This is a genomic window from Bradyrhizobium sp. UFLA05-109 (assembly GCF_054185165.1).
In genome coordinates this window covers 16,746-34,994 of record NZ_JBBIAR010000061.1, presented here as the reverse complement: position 1 = coordinate 34,994, position 18,249 = coordinate 16,746, and the positions used below count along the sequence as shown (strand labels likewise).

The following is an 18,249-nucleotide window of genomic DNA, read 5'->3' as shown; positions in this document are numbered from 1 at the left end:
GCTTGCATCGTAACTAGCAAGTGCGGCTGTTCGTCGCGCCTGCCTGGAATCAATCCCTTGAACAAGCCTGTCGTCGTACCCGAGGAAACGCTGACCGAGCCCGTCGTCGTGGCCGACATGGCGGCCGTGTCGCGCAAGCTGGGCGCAGGGCCGGCCTATATCGTGCTCGCCGGCATCAGCTTCTCGCACTTCCTCAACGACACCATGCAGTCGTTGATCGCGTCGGTCTATCCGATCCTGAAGGATACCTACGCGCTGGATTTCGCGCAGATCGGCATGATCACGCTGGCCTTCCAGTTCACGGCCTCGCTGCTCCAGCCGGTGGTCGGGCACTACACGGATAAGAAGGCGCAGCCTTACTCGCTGTCGATCGGTATGGCCTCGACCTTCTTCGGCCTGCTGCTGCTCAGCGCCGCGCATCAGTATCTGATCATCCTGGGTGCCGCCGCGCTGGTTGGGCTCGGCTCGGCGGTGTTTCACCCGGAATCGGCACGCATCGCGCGGCTTGCCTCTGGCGGCCGCTACGGCTTTGCGCAGTCGGTGTTCCAGCTCGGCGGCAGTTTCGGCACGTCGATGGGCCCGGTGCTGGCGGCGCTGATCGTGGTGCCGTTCGGGCAGGGCAGCATCGCCTGGTTCTCCTCGATCGCGTTTCTCGCGATTGTCATCCTCTGGCGCATCGGCCGCTGGTACGCGCCGCAGATCACGACGAAGAAGGAGCAGCCGATCCATGCTCATCCCGACGGACCGAGCTCGCGGCGCGTCGCGGTCGCGCTTCTGGTGCTGGTGGCGCTGCTGTTCTCCAAGCAGCTCTATGTCTCGAGCCTGTCGAGCTATTACATCTTTTATTTGATCGACCGCTTCGGCGTGTCGACGCAGGCAGCGCAAATCTATCTCTTCATCTTCCTCGCGGCGAATGCGGTCGGCGCGTTCCTCGGCGGTCCGCTCGGAGATCGCTTCGGCCGCAAGATCGTGATCTGGATCTCGATCGTCGGCGCGCTGCCGTTCACCCTGGCGCTGCCCTATGCCGGACTCCACGCGAGTGCTGTACTCACGGTGTTCATCGGGCTGATCATCTCCTCGACGACGTCCTCGATCATCGTGTTCGCGCAGGAGCTGGTGCCGCATCGTTTCGGGATGATCTCGGGCGTGTTCTTTGGCGTGGCCTTCGGCATCGGTGGCCTCGGCGCGGCCGTGCTCGGCAAGCTTGCCGACCACACCTCGATCGAGTTCGTCTATCAGATCTGCGCCTATCTGCCGGCGATCGGTCTGCTGGCGGTGTTCCTGCCAAAACTGCCGCAGCACGCGCGTTAACGCATTCTGTTTGGCTGCGCCGCACCTTCATACATCGTTAGCAATTGAACCGTGCAGGCGGCGCACTTTTGCAACGCTCTCGCTGCGTGCGCGTGTGCGGTGGGGAAAAATCAACCTTAAAAATTAGGGTTAAGCGGCGCTTAAGCATTTAGTGCCATCGTCCGCCCGTGAGTTTTCAGAACGTGGGGCTTCCGTATTTTGCCTCACCGGCCAAAAGGACGAAGCAATGCGTAGCGTTAAGTCTCTCCTTGCCGCGGGTGCGGCAACTTTGATCTCGTCGATGGCGTTCGCCGCCGACATGCCGATCGCCGCGCCGCCCATGTACGCGCCGCCGGCTCCGCCCGCCGATTTCGGAGGCTGGTATCTGCGCGGCGATATCGGCATGACCAATCAGAGCATGAAGAGCCTGCACAGCGCGAGCATCGATGCTGTCAATACCAATTTCCCCGGCTCGCTGCAGAACCAGGGGTTTGGCTTCGATAGTTCGCCCCTGTACAGGCTCGGCGTAGGCTACCAGTTCAACAACTGGTTCCGCGCGGATCTCACCGGTGAATATCGCGGCAAGGCCAACCTTCACGGTTCGCAGAACGTCACGGCGACTTCTTCCTACGCGATCGCCAATAACCAGTTCTTTGCCGACAACTACTCGGGAAGCAAATCCGAATGGGTCGTTATGGCCAACGCCTATTTCGATCTCGGTACTTGGTGGTGCGTGACGCCTTATGTGGGCGCCGGCATTGGCGGCGCGTACAATCGCCTCAGCGGCTTTCGCGACGATGGCTTGGCCTCGACCGGCGGCTTTCAGAGCAGCAGCGTCGTCTATGCAGCCGACTCCGGAAAATGGAATCTTGCCTGGGCCCTCCATGCCGGCCTTGCCTACAAGGTTACGTCAAACGTGACGCTCGACTTGGCGTATCGTTACATCAGCCTGGGCGATGCAGTCACCGGTCCGACCAACTCCTTCGATGGTGTCACCGTGGTGAACCGCAGCGCGTTCACGGTCAAGGACCTCACCTCGCACGACCTAACGCTCGGCGTGCGCTGGAATCTCGACAGCCCGCCGGTCTACGCGCCGCCGCCGCTGGTCACCAAGGGCTGATTGCAGCCCCAATCGGTTAAGACGTCTTAACGGCGCGGGATCATCCCGCGCCGTTTCGCTTTGCGCAAAATTCATGGCTTGATTGCGCCGAAATCGCGTAACGCAACCATTGGTTAAGGTTAACGGGCCATGATCATCAGCGACAAGTTCGAGTTCGATGGAGCGTTGCAATGCGTAGGCTTTTGTGGGCGGCGGCGATATGGGGCGTGGTGTCCGCCGCGCAGGCAGCCGATATGCCGGATCTCCCGATCCTGCGCGGCAGCCTGAGCGATGGCCTCAGCCGGTCGAGCGTCAACTGGCAGGGCTTCTACGTCGGCGGCCAGGGCGGCTACGGCTCGTCGGACGAGAATTTCAGCGGCTCGAACTCCACCATGCTCGCTGCATTGCTCGATCACAACGTCATTCAGGAGATGGACGTCGCCAACTGGAATCTCGGGCTCGGCAAGACCTCGAGTCGCTCCAGCGGCTACGGCGCCTTCTTCGGATACAACGGACAGTGGGAAGATGTCGTTCTGGGTCTTGAGGTCAGCTACCTTCATGGCTCGTTCGGTGGCTCGTCGAGTGCGTTCAAGGAGCTCGTCAGCGGCAGCGCGCTCTCCGACGGCAACTTCCACGACGTCGCGGTGACGTCGTCCGCCTCGATCTCGATCAAGGACATGGCGACGTTCCGCGGCCGCGCCGCCTATGCCTGGGGTTGTTTCCTGCCCTACATGTTCGGCGGCTTCGCGCTCGGCAACGCCGACATCACGCGCTCGGTCACCGTCAACGACGCGATCGCCTCGGCACAGACCGGGCCGTTCACCGCACTCACGCCGCTGAGCGCGACGGACGCGGTGCACAACCACCTGATCTACGGCTACACGGGTGGCCTCGGCGTCGACGTGAACCTCACGGGCGGTCTCTTCATGCGGGCCGAGTGGGAATACATCCGCTTCACCAGCCAGGTCGACACCAGCATCAACACCGTTCGCGCCGGTCTCGGCTACAAGTTCTGAGCACTGCGCTCAACGCCGGTTGACAGGATCGCGCCGCCCTGATGCTTTTGTCGCTGCGATGGGAGCAGCGACGATGAAGATCTACGGCGATACGAACTCCGGCAATTGCCTGAAGGTGAAGTGGGTCTGTGACAGGCTCAAGCTGCCGTATCAGTGGGTTGAGATCGACACGCGCAAGGGCGAAACGCGCACGCCGCAATTCCTCGGGATGAACGGCGCCGGCCAGGTGCCGACCGTCGCGTTCGACGACGGCCGCACGCTGGCGCAGTCCAATGCGATCATCCGCTATCTGGCCCGCGACAGCGACCTCATTCCGCGCGATGCCTTTGCCGCGGCCAAGATGGACGAATGGCTGTTCTGGGAGCAGTACAGCCACGAGCCCTATATCGCGGTGTGCCGTTTCCAGATGGTCTATCTCGGCAAGGACGTCTCCGAGCTCGACCCGGAGAAGGTCAAGCGCGGCTACGCGGCGCTTGACCGTATGGAACAGCATCTCGCCACCAGCCGCTGCTTCGTCGGCGAGACCACCTCGCTCGCAGACGTCTCGCTGCTCGCCTATACCCGTCTGGCCCATGAAGGCGGTTTTGATCTCGGCCGCCACGTTGCCATCCGCCGCTGGATCGCGGAGACCGAGAGCCGTCTTGATCTTCCGCCGGCGAGCTGAGCTCGGGGCCCGTCATGACTGCCGATATCCTCTCGATCCGCCGCGCCCGCCGCGAGGACGTGACCGCGATTGTCGCGATGCTCGCCGACGATCGTCTCGGCCGCGCACGCGAGCGCCTGGAGGAGCCGCAGCCTGAGTCCTATTTCAGGGCTTTCGTTGCGGTCGATAAAAATCCCGCTCTGACGCTCGTGGTCGCGGTGGACGGCACGGGCAGGGTGGTCGGCTGCCTGCAACTCGCCATCCTGCCGGGCCTGAGCTCGCAAGGCGGTTCGCGTGGTCTCCTGGAGGACGTGCGCGTCGCCTCCGACTGCCGCGGCATCGGCGAGCAGCTCGTGCAATGGGCCGTCGCGGAAGCTCGCGCGAAGGGCTGTAATCTGGTCGAGTTGCTGACGCATCAGAGCCGCGTCGATGCACAACGCTTCTACAAGTGGCTCGGATTCACCGCGAGCCATGTCGGCATGACTGTCCGCTTTTGACGCACCTTCCGCGCGACCGTTGCATCATCTGCAAAATCTGCCTGCGCATCCGTTCCGGTTAAGGGCTGATAAACTACCGGGCGTTCGTTCATGTTCGTCGGGGAACGATCGATGCTAGGTTGCGTCTGGACACCGGGCTCGGTCGGTTCGGGGATTTCAATGACAAGCTATTCATTGATCAAGGTCGGCAACGATTACGTTGTGCAGGCCGACGACAAATGCATTTTGAAGGTCGCCAGCCGGCGCCGAGCTGCGCAGTTGATCAGCGAGGCGACGGGCTTGCTGAATGCCGTGGAAGCTCCTGAGAAGACGGCGGAAACGGCATCACTCCACCGTGAGACGCCGAAACTTCCTTGACGATTCTGCCCGTTTCCCGTATTAGCCGCCGCGGGACACCTCCCCCCAACGGGAGGCTTACTATCTGGAAGGGTAGATCATGACTGCAGCGAAGCCCGCTTCGCGGCCCCTCGTGCCGCATTTCTCCTCCGGCCCCTGTGCCAAGCGCCCCGGCTGGACCGCCCAAAATCTCAAGGACGCAGCTCTCGGCCGTTCGCATCGCGCGAAGATCGGCAAGACCAAGCTCAAACTTGCGATCGATCTGACGCGCGAGGTGCTCGACGTGCCCGCCGATTATCGCATCGGCATTGTTCCGGCCTCCGATACCGGCGCGGTCGAGATGGCGCTGTGGTCGCTGCTCGGTGCACGCCCCGTCACCACGCTCGCCTGGGAATCCTTTGGCGAAGGCTGGGTCAGCGACATCGTCAAGGAATTGAAGCTCAAGGACGTCACCAAGCTCAATGCAGCTTACGGTGAAATTCCGGATCTTTCCAAGGTCGATCAGAACAGCGACGTCGTCTTCACCTGGAACGGCACCACCTCTGGTGTGCGCGTGCCGAACGCCGACTGGATCAGCGCGACCCGCGAAGGCCTGACCATCTGCGACGCCACCTCGGCCGCATTCGCGCAAGCTCTCGATTGGCCCAAGCTCGACGTCGTCACCTTCTCCTGGCAGAAGGCGCTCGGCGGCGAGGCCGCGCACGGCATGCTGATCCTCTCGCCCCGCGCGGTGGAACGCCTCGAGACCTACAAGCCGGCCTGGCCGTTGCCGAAGATTTTCCGCATGACCAAGGGCGGCAAGATCAACGAAGGCATTTTCGTCGGCGAGACCATCAACACGCCGTCGATGCTCTGCGTCGAGGACTATCTCGACGCGCTGAACTGGGCGAAGTCGATCGGCGGCCTGAAGGCTCTGATCGCCCGCGCCGATGCCAACACCAAGGTGCTCGCCGACTGGAAGGCGAAGACGCCGTGGATCGACTTCCTGGCGAAGGATGCGGCAATCCGCTCCAACACTTCGGTGTGCCTGAGGTTCACCGATCCGGCGATCACCTCGCTCTCGTCCGACGCGCAGGCCGAGTTCTGCAAGAAGCTCGTCGCGCTGGTCGAGAAGGAAGGCGCCGGCTTCGATTTCGCGTATTATCGCGACGCGCCCGTGGGTCTGCGCATCTGGTGCGGCGCCACGGTAGAAGCAAAGGACGTCGAGCTCCTGACCCGGTGGATCGACTGGGCCTTTGCCGAGACCAAGGCCGCGCTGCCGAAGGCGGCGTAGTTTTTTGACCCTCCCCTGGAGGGGGAGGGTCGACGCACGGTTAGGTGCGTCGGGGTGGGGTGATCTCTCCACCCGGCGCACTACCAAAATTCGCATCGACAGTTTCACCCCACCCCGGCGCTGAAGCGCCGACCCTCCCCATCCAGGGGAGGGTGAAGGAAACGTTCAGATGACCAAACCCAAAGTTCTCATTTCCGACGCGCTCTCGCCCGCCGCCGTGCAGATCTTCAAAGACCGCGGCGTAGAGGTCGACTTCCAGCCCAACCTGGGCAAGGACAAGGACAAGCTGGCCGAGATCATCGGCAATTATGACGGCCTTGCGATCCGTTCTGCGACGAAGGCGACCGCCAAGATCATCGAGAAGGCGACCAACCTGAAGGTGATCGGCCGCGCCGGTATCGGCGTCGACAACGTCGAGATCCCGGCAGCCACGGCCAAGGGCATCATCGTGATGAACACGCCGTTCGGCAATTCCATCACGACCGCCGAGCACGCCATCACCCTGATGCTGGCGCTGGCACGCGAAATTCCGCAGGCCGATGCCTCCACGCAATCCGGCAAGTGGGAGAAGAACCGCTTCATGGGCGTCGAGATCACCGGCAAGGCGCTGGGGGTGATCGGCTGCGGCAATATCGGTTCGATCGTCTGCGACCGCGCGCTAGGCCTGCGCATGAAGGTCGTCGCCTTCGATCCCTTCCTGTCGCCGGAGCGCGCCAAGGACATTGGCGTCGAGAAGGTCGATCTCGATGACCTGCTCAAGCGCGCCGACTTCATCACCTTGCACACCCCGCTCACCGAGAAGACCAAGAACATCATCGACGCGGCCGCGATCGCCAAGATGAAGAAAGGCGTTCGTCTGATCAACTGCGCCCGCGGCGGCCTGGTCGACGAGCAGGCGGTGGTGGATGCGCTGAACGCCAAGCACATTGCCGGCGCTGCCTTCGACGTCTTCATCGAGGAGCCCGCGACCTCGAACGTGCTGTTCGGGCATCCCAACGTGATCTGCACGCCGCATCTCGGCGCCTCCACAACCGAGGCGCAGGAGAACGTCGCGCTTCAGGTCGCCGAGCAGATGTCGGACTATCTGTTGTCCGGCGCGATCTCCAACGCCATCAACTTCCCCTCGATTACCGCCGAAGAAGCGCCGAAGCTGAAGCCCTTCATCGCGCTCGCCGAGAAGCTTGGCTCCTTTGCCGGCCAGCTCACCGAGACCGGCATCTCGAAGGTCACGATCACCTATGAGGGCCATGTCGCCGAGATGAAGATCAAGGCACTGACCTCCGCCGCGCTGTCCGGCCTGCTGCGTCCGATGCTGGGCGAGGTCAACGTGGTGTCCGCGCCCGTCGTCGCCAAGGAGCGCGGCATGGTGGTGGATGAAGTGACCCGCGCGGCTCAGAGCGACTATGAAAGCCTCATCACCGTGACGGTCGCGACGGAGCGTCAGGAGCGCTCGGTCTCGGGCACCGTTTACCACGACGGCAAGCCGCGGCTGGTCGATATCAAGGGCATCCGCGTCGACGCCGAGTTCGGCAAGTCGATGATCTACGTCACCAACGAGGACAAGCCGGGCTTCATCGGCAAGTTCGCAAGCCTCCTGGGTGACGCCAAGATCAACATCGCGACCTTCCATCTCGGCCGTGTCGAGCAGGGCGGCGATGCCATCGCGCTCGTCGAGGTCGACGGCGCGGTGCCGGCCGATCTGCTCGCCAAGGTGCAGGCGCTGCCGCAGGTGAAGCAGGCGAAGGCGCTGACGTTCTGACGCCTCCACTGGCGTCATGGCCGGGCTCGTCCCGGCCATCCACGCGTCTCCATACGTGCGGAAGGACGTGGATGCCCGGGACAAGCCCGGGCATGACGAGTGTGGAGACGCTCACGCACGAAGATATTCCGATCCACGGAACAAACGCCGCCTCGCTTGCGAGTGCGGCGTTTTTCTTTGGCCCGCGCCGCCCTTTATTTTCCCCGCGGCCTTCAAAGTTTGTGTACCAATTGCCCAACCAATTGGTCGAACAGGGAGAAAACAATGCGTGAAGCCGTCATCGTTTCCTACGCGCGCACGGGGCTGGCGAAGTCCGCTCGCGGCGGGTTCAACATCACGCCGCCGATGTCTCTCGCCGCCCATGCCATTCATCACGCGGTCGATCGCGCCGGCGTCGAGAAGGATTACGTCGAGGATTGCTATCTCGGCAATTGCGCGCATGGTGCGCCGAATATCGGCCGCCAGTCTGCGCTTCTCGCAGGCCTGCCGAAGACGACGGCCGGCGTCTCGGTGAACCGCTTCTGCTCCTCGGGGCTCCAGACCATCGCGATGGCCGCCAACTCGATTCGCTCCGATGGCGCCGACTGCATCGTCGCCGGCGGTGTCGAGAGCATCTCGATTCCCGGCGGCGGCTCGCCAAAGGAATCGATCGATCCCGAACTGCTGAAGGTCGCGCCCGACATCTTCATGGCGATGATCGACACTGCCGATATCGTCGCCGAGCGCTACAAGCTCAGCCGCGAATATCAGGACGAGTTCTCGCTGGAATCGCAGCGCCGCATGGCTGCCGCTCAGCAGGCGAACAAGTTCAAGGACGAGATCGTCCCGATGAAGACCAGGATGAAAGTGGTCGACAAGCAGACCAAGGCCGAGTCGATCGTCGACTACGTCGTCGATCGCGACGAGTGCAACCGCCCGGAGACCACGATGGAAGGTCTCGCCAAGCTCGAGCCGGTCAAGGGCCCCGGCAAGTTCGTCACCGCGGGCAATGCCAGCCAGCTCTCTGATGGAGCTGCGGCCGTCGTGCTGATGGAAGCCAAGGATGCGGAGAAGCGTGGGCTTCAGCCGCTGGGCCGCTTCGTTGCCTGGGCAACCGCCGGCTGCGAGCCCGACGAGATGGGCATTGGACCGGTCTTCGCCATTCCGAAGCTTTTGAAGCGCACCGGCCTGAAGATCGACGACATCGATCTCTGGGAGCTCAACGAGGCCTTCGCCAGCCAGTGCCTGTATTGCCGCGACAAGCTCGGCATCGATCCTGCCAAGTACAACGTCAACGGGGGCTCGATCGCGATCGGCCATCCCTTCGGCATGACCGGCGCGCGTCTCACCGGCCATCTCTTGCAGGAAGGTCACCGCCGCAAGGCGAAGTGGGGCGTGGTAACCATGTGCATCGGCGGCGGCCAGGGCGGCGCCGGCCTGTTCGAGATTTACTAAAGCGCGATGAGATTGGGATGAATCGTCATCGCGCTTTAGGATATTGTTGGAGCATGATCTCCGCGCAAACGCGTTCCGCGTTTGTCGCGAGGGAAAACCGCTTCACACTTTTCCGGATCATGCTCTAGCTAAGCCGACACGGCGGCACGCGACGACGAAGGCATGGCGCTCCCAAGCGCCGTGCCTTTTTCATGCGTCGCTGGCCGCACGCCCTTGCGCCACTCGGTGATGGTGCAGCCGAAGTGGTGACGGAACCAGCGCGCCATCGCGCTTTGGGCGGAAAAGCCGAGCTGCGCGGCGATCGCCGAAAGCGGCCGGCCGGGTTCTTCGATCAGCTGGGTGACGAGTTCGGCGCGCTGTGCGTCGAGGATCTCGGAAAACGTGGTGCCGCATTCGGCAAGGCGCCGATGGATGGTGCGGCGAGTGCAGGCCAGATGCTCGGCCACGCGGTCGACCGTGCATTCGCCGCCTGGGAGCAGCGAGCGCACGACTTCGTCGACCTTCTCGTCCCAGCTCGCAGGCCGCGTATCGAGAGCCTCGATACGCTTGCGCAGATAGCTCGCGACCAGCGGATGCGCGCTCGGGATCCGGCGCTCCATGTCGTGGGCCGATAGCAGCAACGCGTTGCTCTCGGCGCTGAATTTCACCGGGCAGCCGAAGAACTCGCGATAGCGCTTGCGGTCGTGGGGCGGCGGGTAGTGAAGGTGAACCGCCAGCGGCCGCCAGTCGCCGCCGAACAGCGACTGGATGATGCGGTGGACGCTGCCGAGCGCCATGTCGATGGACTGGCGCGGCGCACGCGGACGTCGCCCACGCAGATGCATCGTGATGGTCACGATCTTCTTGTCGCGCGTGACGTCGAGCCGCATGCCATCATGGTGGATATGGATGAAACGCGACAGCGCCTCGATCGCGTCGCCGATCGTCGCCTGTTCGCGCACAATCAGTCCGACCGGCCCAAGATTGGTCAGGCCGCCGAGCTCGGCGAGACGCAGGCCGAAATCTTCGGCGCCGGAAGCTTCTGCCGATATCTCAAGCAGGCGGCGAAGACCCGCGACGGCGATACGAACATCCGGCTTTTCAAGGCAGGCCAGCGGAAGCCTGACCTTGCGCATCATCTGCTTCGGGTCGAGCCCCACCGACCGGGCGACCTCCGGATAGTAGGCAAGGCCTGCGCTGCGAATGAGGTCGGTCATGCGAACCGTTCCTGCCAGCCATTCCCGCAGATGTCCCGAAATGTAAAATTTCTGTCCCGAGCAGTCAAATCCCGGAACCGTGTTGAACATACATATCGAAAACCGAAGCACCGGCGCAGATGCCGGTTCATGACGGCGCGCCTGGGCGATGCAGCCCGACGCCGTCTCGGGCCATTTGACCAAGACATTGTTGAGCAGGATGATGCCGGGAAACACGCTTTCCAAGGGTGAGGTATTCGTCATCGATACTGACGCGTCCTCCCGCGAACAACTTTCTATGGCGCTCGAGCAGAAGGCCTATGAGGTCGTCTGCTTTGCCGATGGTGCGTCTCTCTTGTCGGAGGCGAAAGTGCGCATGCCGGCCTGCGTCCTGCTCGAGATGCAGGCGCCGGATCGATCCGGCCTCGACGTGCTGAAGCGGCTGCGCGAGGAAAATTGCATGGCGCCGGTCCTGGTGACGTCCGCCAATGGCAGCATCGCCATGGCGGTCGACGCCATCAAGAGCGGTGCGTTCGATTTCATCGAGAAGCCGTTCGAGAGCCATGAGATTGCCGGCCGGATCGACGCTGCGATCGACGAATTTGCTCAGCCGGATTCGAACCTGCAACGCTGGCTCACCGGCTGCGAGCCGCTCACGGGGCGCGAAAGCGAGGTGCTGGAGCATCTGGCGGCTGGCCGCACCAATAAAGAGATCGCCCGGCTGATGCGCCTGAGTGCGCGAACGGTCGAGGGTTACCGCGCCAGTATCCTGAGAAAGGCCGGCGCGAAGAACGTCACGGATATGCTTCGCCGCATCTACGGCCAAGGGTGAATCAAGCGTGAACCTTGGCTGAACCGGAGCTGCGCGCTGACGCGGCCAGATGACGCGTTCCGCGGCCAGGGCGCGGCCGCGGTGCCGCCGCACGGAAACCCCAATCGAACCGGTTCCTTACCTGCAGCGTCTCACCACGATGGTGAGGCGTTTCTCGCCGCATCCGGCTGGCGATGCGGCGACATTGGCAGGAGGGAAATTCATGCGAACGATCGCGAAGAGTCTGGCGACGACGAGCCTGGTCCTGGTCACGGCGGCGATTGGGCCGCCGGCGTGGGCGGCCGATCTGGATGCGACGTCGGCCATCGACGCCGTCACGGTCTATCCGGATGGTGCGAGCGTCACCCGCGTCATCACGCTGGATCTCCCATCGGGTGACTCGACGCTGGCCGCAAAAGATTTCCCGCTCGGCCTCGACACTTCCTCCCTGCGGGTTGAGGGCGAGGCGGGTGCAAAGCTCACCATCGGCACCATCGATGCGCGGCCACCGCGCCAAGCCGCTCCGGTCAATCTGCCGGAACTCGACAAGCGCATCGAGGCGTTGAAGGACCAGCGCGCGGATTTGCAGGGCGCGGCCGATGCGGCCAGTGCCCGGCGCAAGTTTGCCGAACGCTTTGCCGAGGCCTCTCCCGCCGGGATCGGCGAGAAGGGCGAGGCCCGGCCGATCGCCGAGTGGCGCGCAGCCTTCTCCGCAGTTGCCGATGAGATCGCCAGCGCCGATACCACGATCCGCGATGCCATGCGAAAGCAGCGCGAGATCGATCGCCAGATCGCCCAGCTCGAGGCCGATCGCGCGGCCAAGCCGCCGAGCAAGCTGGAGGTGCGGGTCGAAATCGCCTCCGCGGCCGCGACGAAAGCGACGCTGCGAGTGACCTATAATGTGCGCAACGCGCGTTGGGCGCCGCTCTACGACGCGCGTCTCGACACTGGCGTGAGGGACCACAAGCCGCAGCTCGAACTGGTGCGCCGCGCGGAAATCACCCAGTCGACCGGCGAGGATTGGTCGAATGTCAGCCTCGGCGTCTCCACCGTTCGCGTCAGTCGCGGCGGCAGCGCGCCTGAGCTGAATTCGTTGGTCGTCCGTTATCCGCAACTTCCGAAGCCGCTGGCATTGGGGGCTCCCTCGGATTTTGCGCGATCCTCGTCCACGCCCGCCTTCCGCGATCAAACGGAACAGCCTGCGCCAATGTCTAAAGTCGCGGAACCGCTCGAATCGCGCCAGCGTGCCGACGAGCAGCAGGCCAATGCCGAGATCGGCGATTTCCAGGCCGTCTACCAGATCGCAGGCCGCGTCAGCCTCGGTGCCAATGAAGGCGCCAAGAGCCTGCTCATCTCCACCATGACGGTCACGCCGGACCTCGCGATCCGCGCTGCGCCGGTGGTGGATCCGACCGCCTATCTCGAGGCGTCGTTCAAGCTCGCCGAGGACACCAACCTCTTGCCCGGCAAGGTCGCGATCTATCGCGACGGCGTCTTCGTCGGCCGCGGCAAGTTCTCGAGCGCCGCACGGACCGAGGCGATCCGCCTCGGCTTCGGCGCCGACGACAAGATCAAGATCGAGCGTTCGGTGATCCGGCAGAACGAGGGCACGGCAGGCGTGATCTCCTCGTCAAAGACCGATACGCGTTCGTTCCGGACCGCCGTGCGCAATGGTCATGATTTCCCGATCCGGATCGCGATCGAGGATCAGCTCCCGGTCAGCGAGAACGAGGACATCGCGGTCGAGATGCTGCCCGCGACCACGCCGCCCACGTCGACCAATCTGCGCGACAAGCGCGGCGTGCTGGAATGGGCGTTCGACGCCAAGCCCGGCGAAGTCAAGGAGATCAAGTTCGGCTGGCGTGTGCGCTGGCCCAAGGACAAGGGCATCGTGATGGCGCCTGCGGGGTAAGGGAGTCGCCGCTCTCATCTTGCCCAGCATTATCTCTTTGTCATGCCCCGGCTTGATGTATAGACCGGGCCATCCAGTACGCCGCGGCTCATTGGCTCAATCACGACCGTCTCGGAGTACTGGATCGCCCGGTCAAGCCGGGCGATGACAGCGCGAGTGAGGAGGCGGCGTGATTGCGGCGAGAGCGTGCTCACTTCGCCTTCAGGAACTCGCCGACCTCGAGCAGCACGAACTCGTCATCATCGGCCTTGTTCGGTTCGCGGCTGGATGAGAACGGCAAATTGTTGTCGTTGCCGACGATGATGTGCGTCTCGTCCACGCGGTCGACATTCTCGATGGTGAAGAAGGGGAAGGTGAGGACGCCGTCGTTGAGCGGCTTCCGCGCCTTCTTGTCGGGATCCTTGATCTTCATCAGGTCGATATAGCCGATCTTGCGCACGGGCTTGCCGACATTGGCGTCCGAGAGCTCGATCTTGTAGACGCGCTTGAACTTCGCGACATCAGGGAAGCAGTTGTCGCCGCGCACGCCTTGCGGGCAGGCCTTGTCGGCGGTGCCTTCGCCATTGTCGCGTTCGATGACGAGGCCGCTGGTCGGGTCGATCATGTTGAAGTCGCCAATGGCATTGCCATTCTGCTCGAACACGTACTGCCAGTAGCGGCCGGTGAACTTTTCCGCGGCGACGTCGAATTCGAGGATGCGGGAGGCTTCCTTGCCGTCGACCCTCTCCCAATCCTTCTTCTCGGCGTCCCACAAGGGGCCTTCGAGCAGGCCGTACAGGAACTTGCCGTCCTTCGACGAGGCAAAGCCTTCAAAGCCCTTGGAGCGGCGCAGGTTGACGTTGGTATAGCTCGCGCCCGGAGCGCCCGGCGACTGCACCGCCCAGTGGTCCGGCGAGCGAACCGGCTTGCCGTCGGCGATCGTTTCGAACACGGCGAGGATCTTGCCAGTCTTGTCGGCCTTCAGGATGTAGGGGCCGAACTCATCGCCGATCCAGAATGTGTCGCCAATGATCTGGAAACCTTCGGTGTCGAAGTCGGAGCCGGTGAGATAGCGCTTCTCGGTGTCCTCATGCACGATGCGGAACGGGACCTTCTTGTCGGGATCGTGCAGGAAAACCGTCTCCTGCCGCTCGATCTTGCCGCTGGTCCAGTCGATCTTGTAGTGGTTCAAGTACAGCATCGAGTCCGTCGAGTTGTAGCGCGAGCCCATGCCGTTGTCGGTGATGACCCAGAAGGTGCCATCGCCCATCGACTTGATGCCGGAATGGCCCTGAAGCGGCTGGCCCTTGAACGGCAGCGACACGCCGGTCGAACGCTCGGCGGATTTGCCCATGACGGTACCGAGCGCGTCGACGCGCTTGCCGGTGGTGTACTTGCCCGAGGTCTTGAGGTCGGCGGGTGCATCGGCCGGCGCGTCGATGAACGACTCGGCTGGCATCACCGCGTGGGCAGTGAGCGTCGCGGGGAATTCGCCTTCGCCTTGGGCAAGCGCGGCGCCCGCGGTGAGAATGATCGTTGCGACGGAAGCAAGAAAGATCGGGCGCATTTGCGTCTCCTGTTGACGGACGCTCGCCTTATGCGGACCACATATTGCAGTTTTGTGAAGCCGGGCCAAACGCCGCAGGCGCGGCTTACTCCTTCACCGCGCCGGTCAGCGAGGACACGTAGTAATCCACGAACAGCGAATAGAAGATCGCGACGGGCAGCGAGCCGAGCAGCGATCCCGCCATCAGCGCCCCCCATTGATAGACGTCGCCGGTGACGAGCTCGGTCAGAATCGCGACCGGCACGGTCTTGTTGGAGCCGCTCTGGATGAAGGCGAGCGCGTAGATGAATTCGTTCCAGGACAGCGTGAAGGAGAAGATGCCGGCCGAGATCAGGCCGGGCACGGCGAGCGGCAGCGTGATCCGCCGCAGGATCTGGAGCCTTGTTGCGCCGTCGACCAGCGCGCATTCCTCGAGCTCATAGGGGATCGACTTGAAATAGCCGATCAGGAGCCAGGTGCAGAACGGCACCAGGAAGGTCGGATAGACCAGGATCAGTGCGAGCGGGCTGTCGAACAGGCCGAACTGCACCACCACGGTCGCGAGTGGAATGAACAGGATCGAGGGCGGCACCAGATAGGCGAGATAGATGCCGAGGCCGACATAGGGGCTGCCGCGGAAGCGCAGGCGTTCGATTGCATAGGCCGCCAGCGTGCTCGCGAACAGCGAGAGCGTGGTCGCACCGATCGCGACGAACATCGTCGTCTTCAGCCAGCGCGGATAGGCCGTTTCGAACAGGAGGTGCTTGATATGCGCCAGCGTCGGCGAGGTGATCCAGAACGGATTGTGCGCCTTGTAATTCAGCAGCTCGGCGTTCGGCTTGAATGCGGTGACCGCCATCCAGTAGAACGGAAACAGCAGGATCAGCACGAAGCAGCTGAGCGGCAGATAGATCATCATCACCCGTCGCGCGCGGGAATCCCAGGCCATGGTGTCGGGTGCGGCGTTCGCAACGGCGGACGGCTGGGCGACAGCGTCAGTCATTGGCTTCTCCCTGCTGCCATTTGCGACGCGCCAGCCCAAAATAGGAAAACAGCGTCGCGAACACCAGGAACGGGATCATCGAGACCGCGATCGCCGCGCCCTCGCCGAGCTCACCGCCGGCAATGCCGCGCTGGAAGGCCAGCGTCGCCAGCAGATGCGTCGAGTTCACGGGGCCACCGCGGGTGATGGCGTAGACGAGCTGGAAATCGGTGAAGGTGAAGATGATCGAGAAGGTCATGACGATGGCGAGGATCGGCATCATCATCGGGAAGGTGATGTAGCGGAAGCGCTGCCAGGCGCTGGCGCCGTCGAGCATCGCGGCCTCATAAAGCGCGGGCGAGATGGTCTGGAGCCCTGCGAGCAGAGAGATCGCGACGAACGGGATGCCGCGCCAGATATTCGCCGCGATCAGCGAGAACCGAGCCGGCCAGGGCGTGCCGAGGAAGTCGATGTTGGTGGTGCGCCAATGCAGCACGTCGACCAGAAGATAAGAGATGATCGAAAATTGCGGATCGTAGATCCACCAGAACGCCAGCGCCGAGAGCACCGTCGGGACGATCCAGGGCAACAGCACGATCGCGCGTAGCACGCTCTTGAACGGGAAGTGGTTGTTGAGCAGCAGCGCCAGCCAGAAGCCGAGCGCGAATTTTCCGAACGTCGCGACGGCCGTGTAGAAGATGCTGTAGAACACGGCTCCCCACCACAGGGGATCGGTGAGCAGATATTGGAAATTCTCAAGGCCTACGAAGACGCCGCGCCGGCCGATCGTGGTGTCCGTGAAGGCGAGCCAGATCCCGAGCCCGAGCGGATAGGTGAGGAAGACGGCGAGCAGCCCGATCGCGGGCGTAAGGCACATCACGATCAGGAATGGCCTGTAGTCGAACAGACGCACCAGCCAGGAGGGCTGCCGTTGGGCGAGCGCGGAGGAGGGGAGTGTGGTCACGGACATTTTCGATGTCGTCCTCGTCCGAATGTCACCCCTCGTCATTGCGAGGAGCGAAGCGACGAAGCAATCCAGACTGTTTCCAAGGATACATTTCTGGATTGCTTCGCTGCGCTCGCAATGACTGTGTCTTGGGGCGCTACCTGCGGAAGTACCGCTTCGCCCGGCGCTCGGCCTCCGCGGCAGCTTGCTCCGGTGTTGCGGCGTCTGTTGCGACCGAGGCGAACATCTGCACCAGCACGTAGTCGGCACGGATGGCGCCGGTCGCGGTCGAGATCGGGCCCTGGTAACCGTCCCAATACCGGTTCGACATCGTGTCCTTGAAGATCTTCAGCTTCGGATCGCCCGACCACACCGCGGACTCCGCGTAGTTGGCGAGCGGCTGCGCCCAGTAACCGCTGTTGGCGATCAGCCAGGGGTCGTACTGCTCCTTCTCCATCATGAACTGCAGGAACGCCTTCGCCGCGTTCGGATAGGGGCTGTGCTTGAACACCATCGCATTCATCGTCAGGCCGCCCATGGGCGATGACTTGGCGACCCCCTTCGGCAGGAACTGATGTTCCGTGTCCTCGGCGATCTTCGCGGTGGCCGTGTCGTTCTTCAGCGAGAAGTACAGTGAAATGCCGTTCGCCGTCAGCGAGATTTCCTCGGACGAATAGGCGCGGTTGTTGCTGACGTCGTTCCAGGACGTCGTGCCGGCGATGAACGTCGGAAAGAGCTGCTTCACATATTTCAGCGCTTCCACGGTCTCCTTGCTGTTGATCGTGAGATTGCCGTCGGCGTCGAGCAGTGCTCCGCCGAATGACCACAGCATCCAGCTCGCGAAACCGTTGCCGTCGCCGACGGCATTGCCGAGCGCGAACCCGGCCGGCTTGCCCGCCTTCTGGAGCTTCTGGCAAAGATCGAGGAAGCCGGCGTGATCGTCCGGCACCTTGTCGAAGCCGGCGGCCTGGATGATCGACTTGCGATAGACCAGTGGGCCGCCGGTCGCGCCGAACGGCAGGCCGATCCAGTTGTTGCTCTTGGCGCGCTTGCCGTATTTCTCCGCCAGGAACAGCCAGCCGCCATAGCGCTTGCCGAGATATTCGGCGACGTCGGACAGTTCGATCAGCTTGTCGACATAGATGTGCGGGGCGTCGGAAAAGCCGATGATGATGTCGGGGCCTGCGCCGGAATTGGCTGTCACGGCAGTCTGCTGGTTGATGTCTTCCCAGCCGACGAAATCGACCTTCACCTCGACGCCGGTGTTATCGCTGAAACGCTTTGCGTTGGCACGGAACACGTCCTCGTCCGGCTGGACGAAGCGCACCGGCCGCAGCATGCGCAAGCTTGCGCCCTTCTCGATTGGCAGCGACGGTGCCGCGACGTCGACAGTCTTGATGCTGGATGGGGTTTGCGCTGCAGCACCGGTGGCCGCAAACGCCGCAACTGACAGCCCAAGGCCAATTGCATCACGACGACTGATGTCGTTTCTCATCAGTTCCTCCCTTTTATTATCCCTTCCCGGCGTTGATCGCCGGTGAAGGGTCATCG

General features: G+C 63.0%; 17 protein-coding genes. 12 read left to right on the top strand and 5 right to left on the bottom strand.

The window, feature by feature from the left end:
* The first annotated feature begins 57 nt into the window (after positions 1-57).
* The 10 genes from Q3C01_RS34005 to Q3C01_RS33960 all read left to right on the top strand — a co-directional run bounded on the left by Q3C01_RS34005 (position 58) and on the right by Q3C01_RS33960 (position 9,347).
* Entirely contained in the window at positions 58-1,311 is a 1,254-nt protein-coding gene (locus Q3C01_RS34005) for an MFS transporter (RefSeq protein ID WP_458149633.1), read from the top strand.
* Positions 1,312-1,537: 226 nt separating this feature from the next.
* Positions 1,538-2,410: an outer membrane protein gene (locus Q3C01_RS34000; RefSeq protein ID WP_458149632.1), complete on the top strand. Its 873-nt coding sequence runs from the start codon at positions 1,538-1,540 to the stop codon at positions 2,408-2,410.
* 170 nt (positions 2,411-2,580) lie between these two features.
* The gene (locus Q3C01_RS33995; RefSeq protein WP_458149631.1) at positions 2,581-3,405 is read left to right on the top strand and encodes an outer membrane protein; all 825 of its coding nucleotides are present in this window, start codon (positions 2,581-2,583) and stop codon (positions 3,403-3,405) included.
* A gap of 73 nt (positions 3,406-3,478) precedes the next feature.
* The gene (locus Q3C01_RS33990) at positions 3,479-4,069 is read left to right on the top strand and encodes a glutathione S-transferase family protein (RefSeq protein WP_458149630.1); all 591 of its coding nucleotides are present in this window, start codon (positions 3,479-3,481) and stop codon (positions 4,067-4,069) included.
* Positions 4,070-4,083: 14 nt separating this feature from the next.
* A complete protein-coding gene (locus Q3C01_RS33985; protein ID WP_458149629.1) occupies positions 4,084-4,545 on the top strand; it encodes a GNAT family N-acetyltransferase in 462 nt (153 codons plus the stop codon).
* A gap of 90 nt (positions 4,546-4,635) precedes the next feature.
* Complete coding sequence (locus Q3C01_RS33980) at positions 4,636-4,902, top strand: hypothetical protein (protein WP_458149628.1); 267 nt, start codon at positions 4,636-4,638, stop codon at positions 4,900-4,902.
* 79 nt (positions 4,903-4,981) lie between these two features.
* Positions 4,982-6,154 (top strand): phosphoserine transaminase, encoded by a 1,173-nt coding sequence (locus Q3C01_RS33975; RefSeq protein ID WP_458149627.1) that lies wholly within the window; start codon positions 4,982-4,984, stop codon positions 6,152-6,154.
* Positions 6,155-6,323: 169 nt separating this feature from the next.
* Positions 6,324-7,913 carry a phosphoglycerate dehydrogenase gene (gene serA / locus Q3C01_RS33970; RefSeq protein ID WP_458149626.1) on the top strand — a complete coding sequence of 530 codons (1,590 nt, stop codon included), beginning with the start codon at positions 6,324-6,326 and terminating at the stop codon, positions 7,911-7,913.
* Between the two features lie 92 nt (positions 7,914-8,005).
* Positions 8,006-8,185 (top strand): hypothetical protein, encoded by a 180-nt coding sequence (locus Q3C01_RS33965; protein WP_458149625.1) that lies wholly within the window; start codon positions 8,006-8,008, stop codon positions 8,183-8,185.
* Entirely contained in the window at positions 8,178-9,347 is a 1,170-nt protein-coding gene (locus tag Q3C01_RS33960; RefSeq protein ID WP_449377905.1) for a thiolase family protein, read from the top strand. The genes Q3C01_RS33965 and Q3C01_RS33960 overlap by 8 nt, the downstream gene beginning before the upstream one ends.
* Positions 9,348-9,475: 128 nt before the next feature.
* On the opposite strand, the gene Q3C01_RS33955 is transcribed toward Q3C01_RS33960, so the two are convergent.
* The gene (locus tag Q3C01_RS33955; protein WP_458149624.1) at positions 9,476-10,543 is read right to left on the bottom strand and encodes an AraC family transcriptional regulator; all 1,068 of its coding nucleotides are present in this window, start codon (positions 10,541-10,543) and stop codon (positions 9,476-9,478) included.
* A 202-nt stretch (positions 10,544-10,745) separates the two neighbouring features.
* Between Q3C01_RS33955 and Q3C01_RS33950 the strand changes: the two genes are divergently transcribed.
* Positions 10,746-11,354, top strand: a complete 609-nt coding sequence (locus Q3C01_RS33950) for a response regulator transcription factor (RefSeq protein ID WP_458149656.1) — start codon at positions 10,746-10,748, stop codon at positions 11,352-11,354.
* A 202-nt stretch (positions 11,355-11,556) separates the two neighbouring features.
* Positions 11,557-13,245 (top strand): mucoidy inhibitor MuiA family protein, encoded by a 1,689-nt coding sequence (locus Q3C01_RS33945; RefSeq protein ID WP_458149623.1) that lies wholly within the window; start codon positions 11,557-11,559, stop codon positions 13,243-13,245.
* A 190-nt stretch (positions 13,246-13,435) separates the two neighbouring features.
* Here Q3C01_RS33945 and Q3C01_RS33940 read toward each other — a convergent pair whose 3' ends face one another.
* The 4 genes from Q3C01_RS33940 to Q3C01_RS33925 form a co-directional block, all read right to left on the bottom strand.
* Positions 13,436-14,791 (bottom strand): esterase-like activity of phytase family protein, encoded by a 1,356-nt coding sequence (locus tag Q3C01_RS33940; RefSeq protein WP_458149622.1) that lies wholly within the window; start codon positions 14,789-14,791, stop codon positions 13,436-13,438.
* Positions 14,792-14,876: 85 nt separating this feature from the next.
* Positions 14,877-15,773 (bottom strand): carbohydrate ABC transporter permease, encoded by an 897-nt coding sequence (locus Q3C01_RS33935; protein WP_458149621.1) that lies wholly within the window; start codon positions 15,771-15,773, stop codon positions 14,877-14,879.
* Positions 15,766-16,722: a carbohydrate ABC transporter permease gene (locus tag Q3C01_RS33930; protein WP_458149620.1), complete on the bottom strand. Its 957-nt coding sequence runs from the start codon at positions 16,720-16,722 to the stop codon at positions 15,766-15,768. The genes Q3C01_RS33935 and Q3C01_RS33930 overlap by 8 nt, the downstream gene beginning before the upstream one ends.
* 133 nt (positions 16,723-16,855) lie before the next feature.
* Positions 16,856-18,193, bottom strand: coding sequence for an ABC transporter substrate-binding protein (locus tag Q3C01_RS33925; protein ID WP_458149619.1), 1,338 nt, complete (start codon positions 18,191-18,193; stop codon positions 16,856-16,858).
* Positions 18,194-18,249 lie beyond the last annotated feature (56 nt).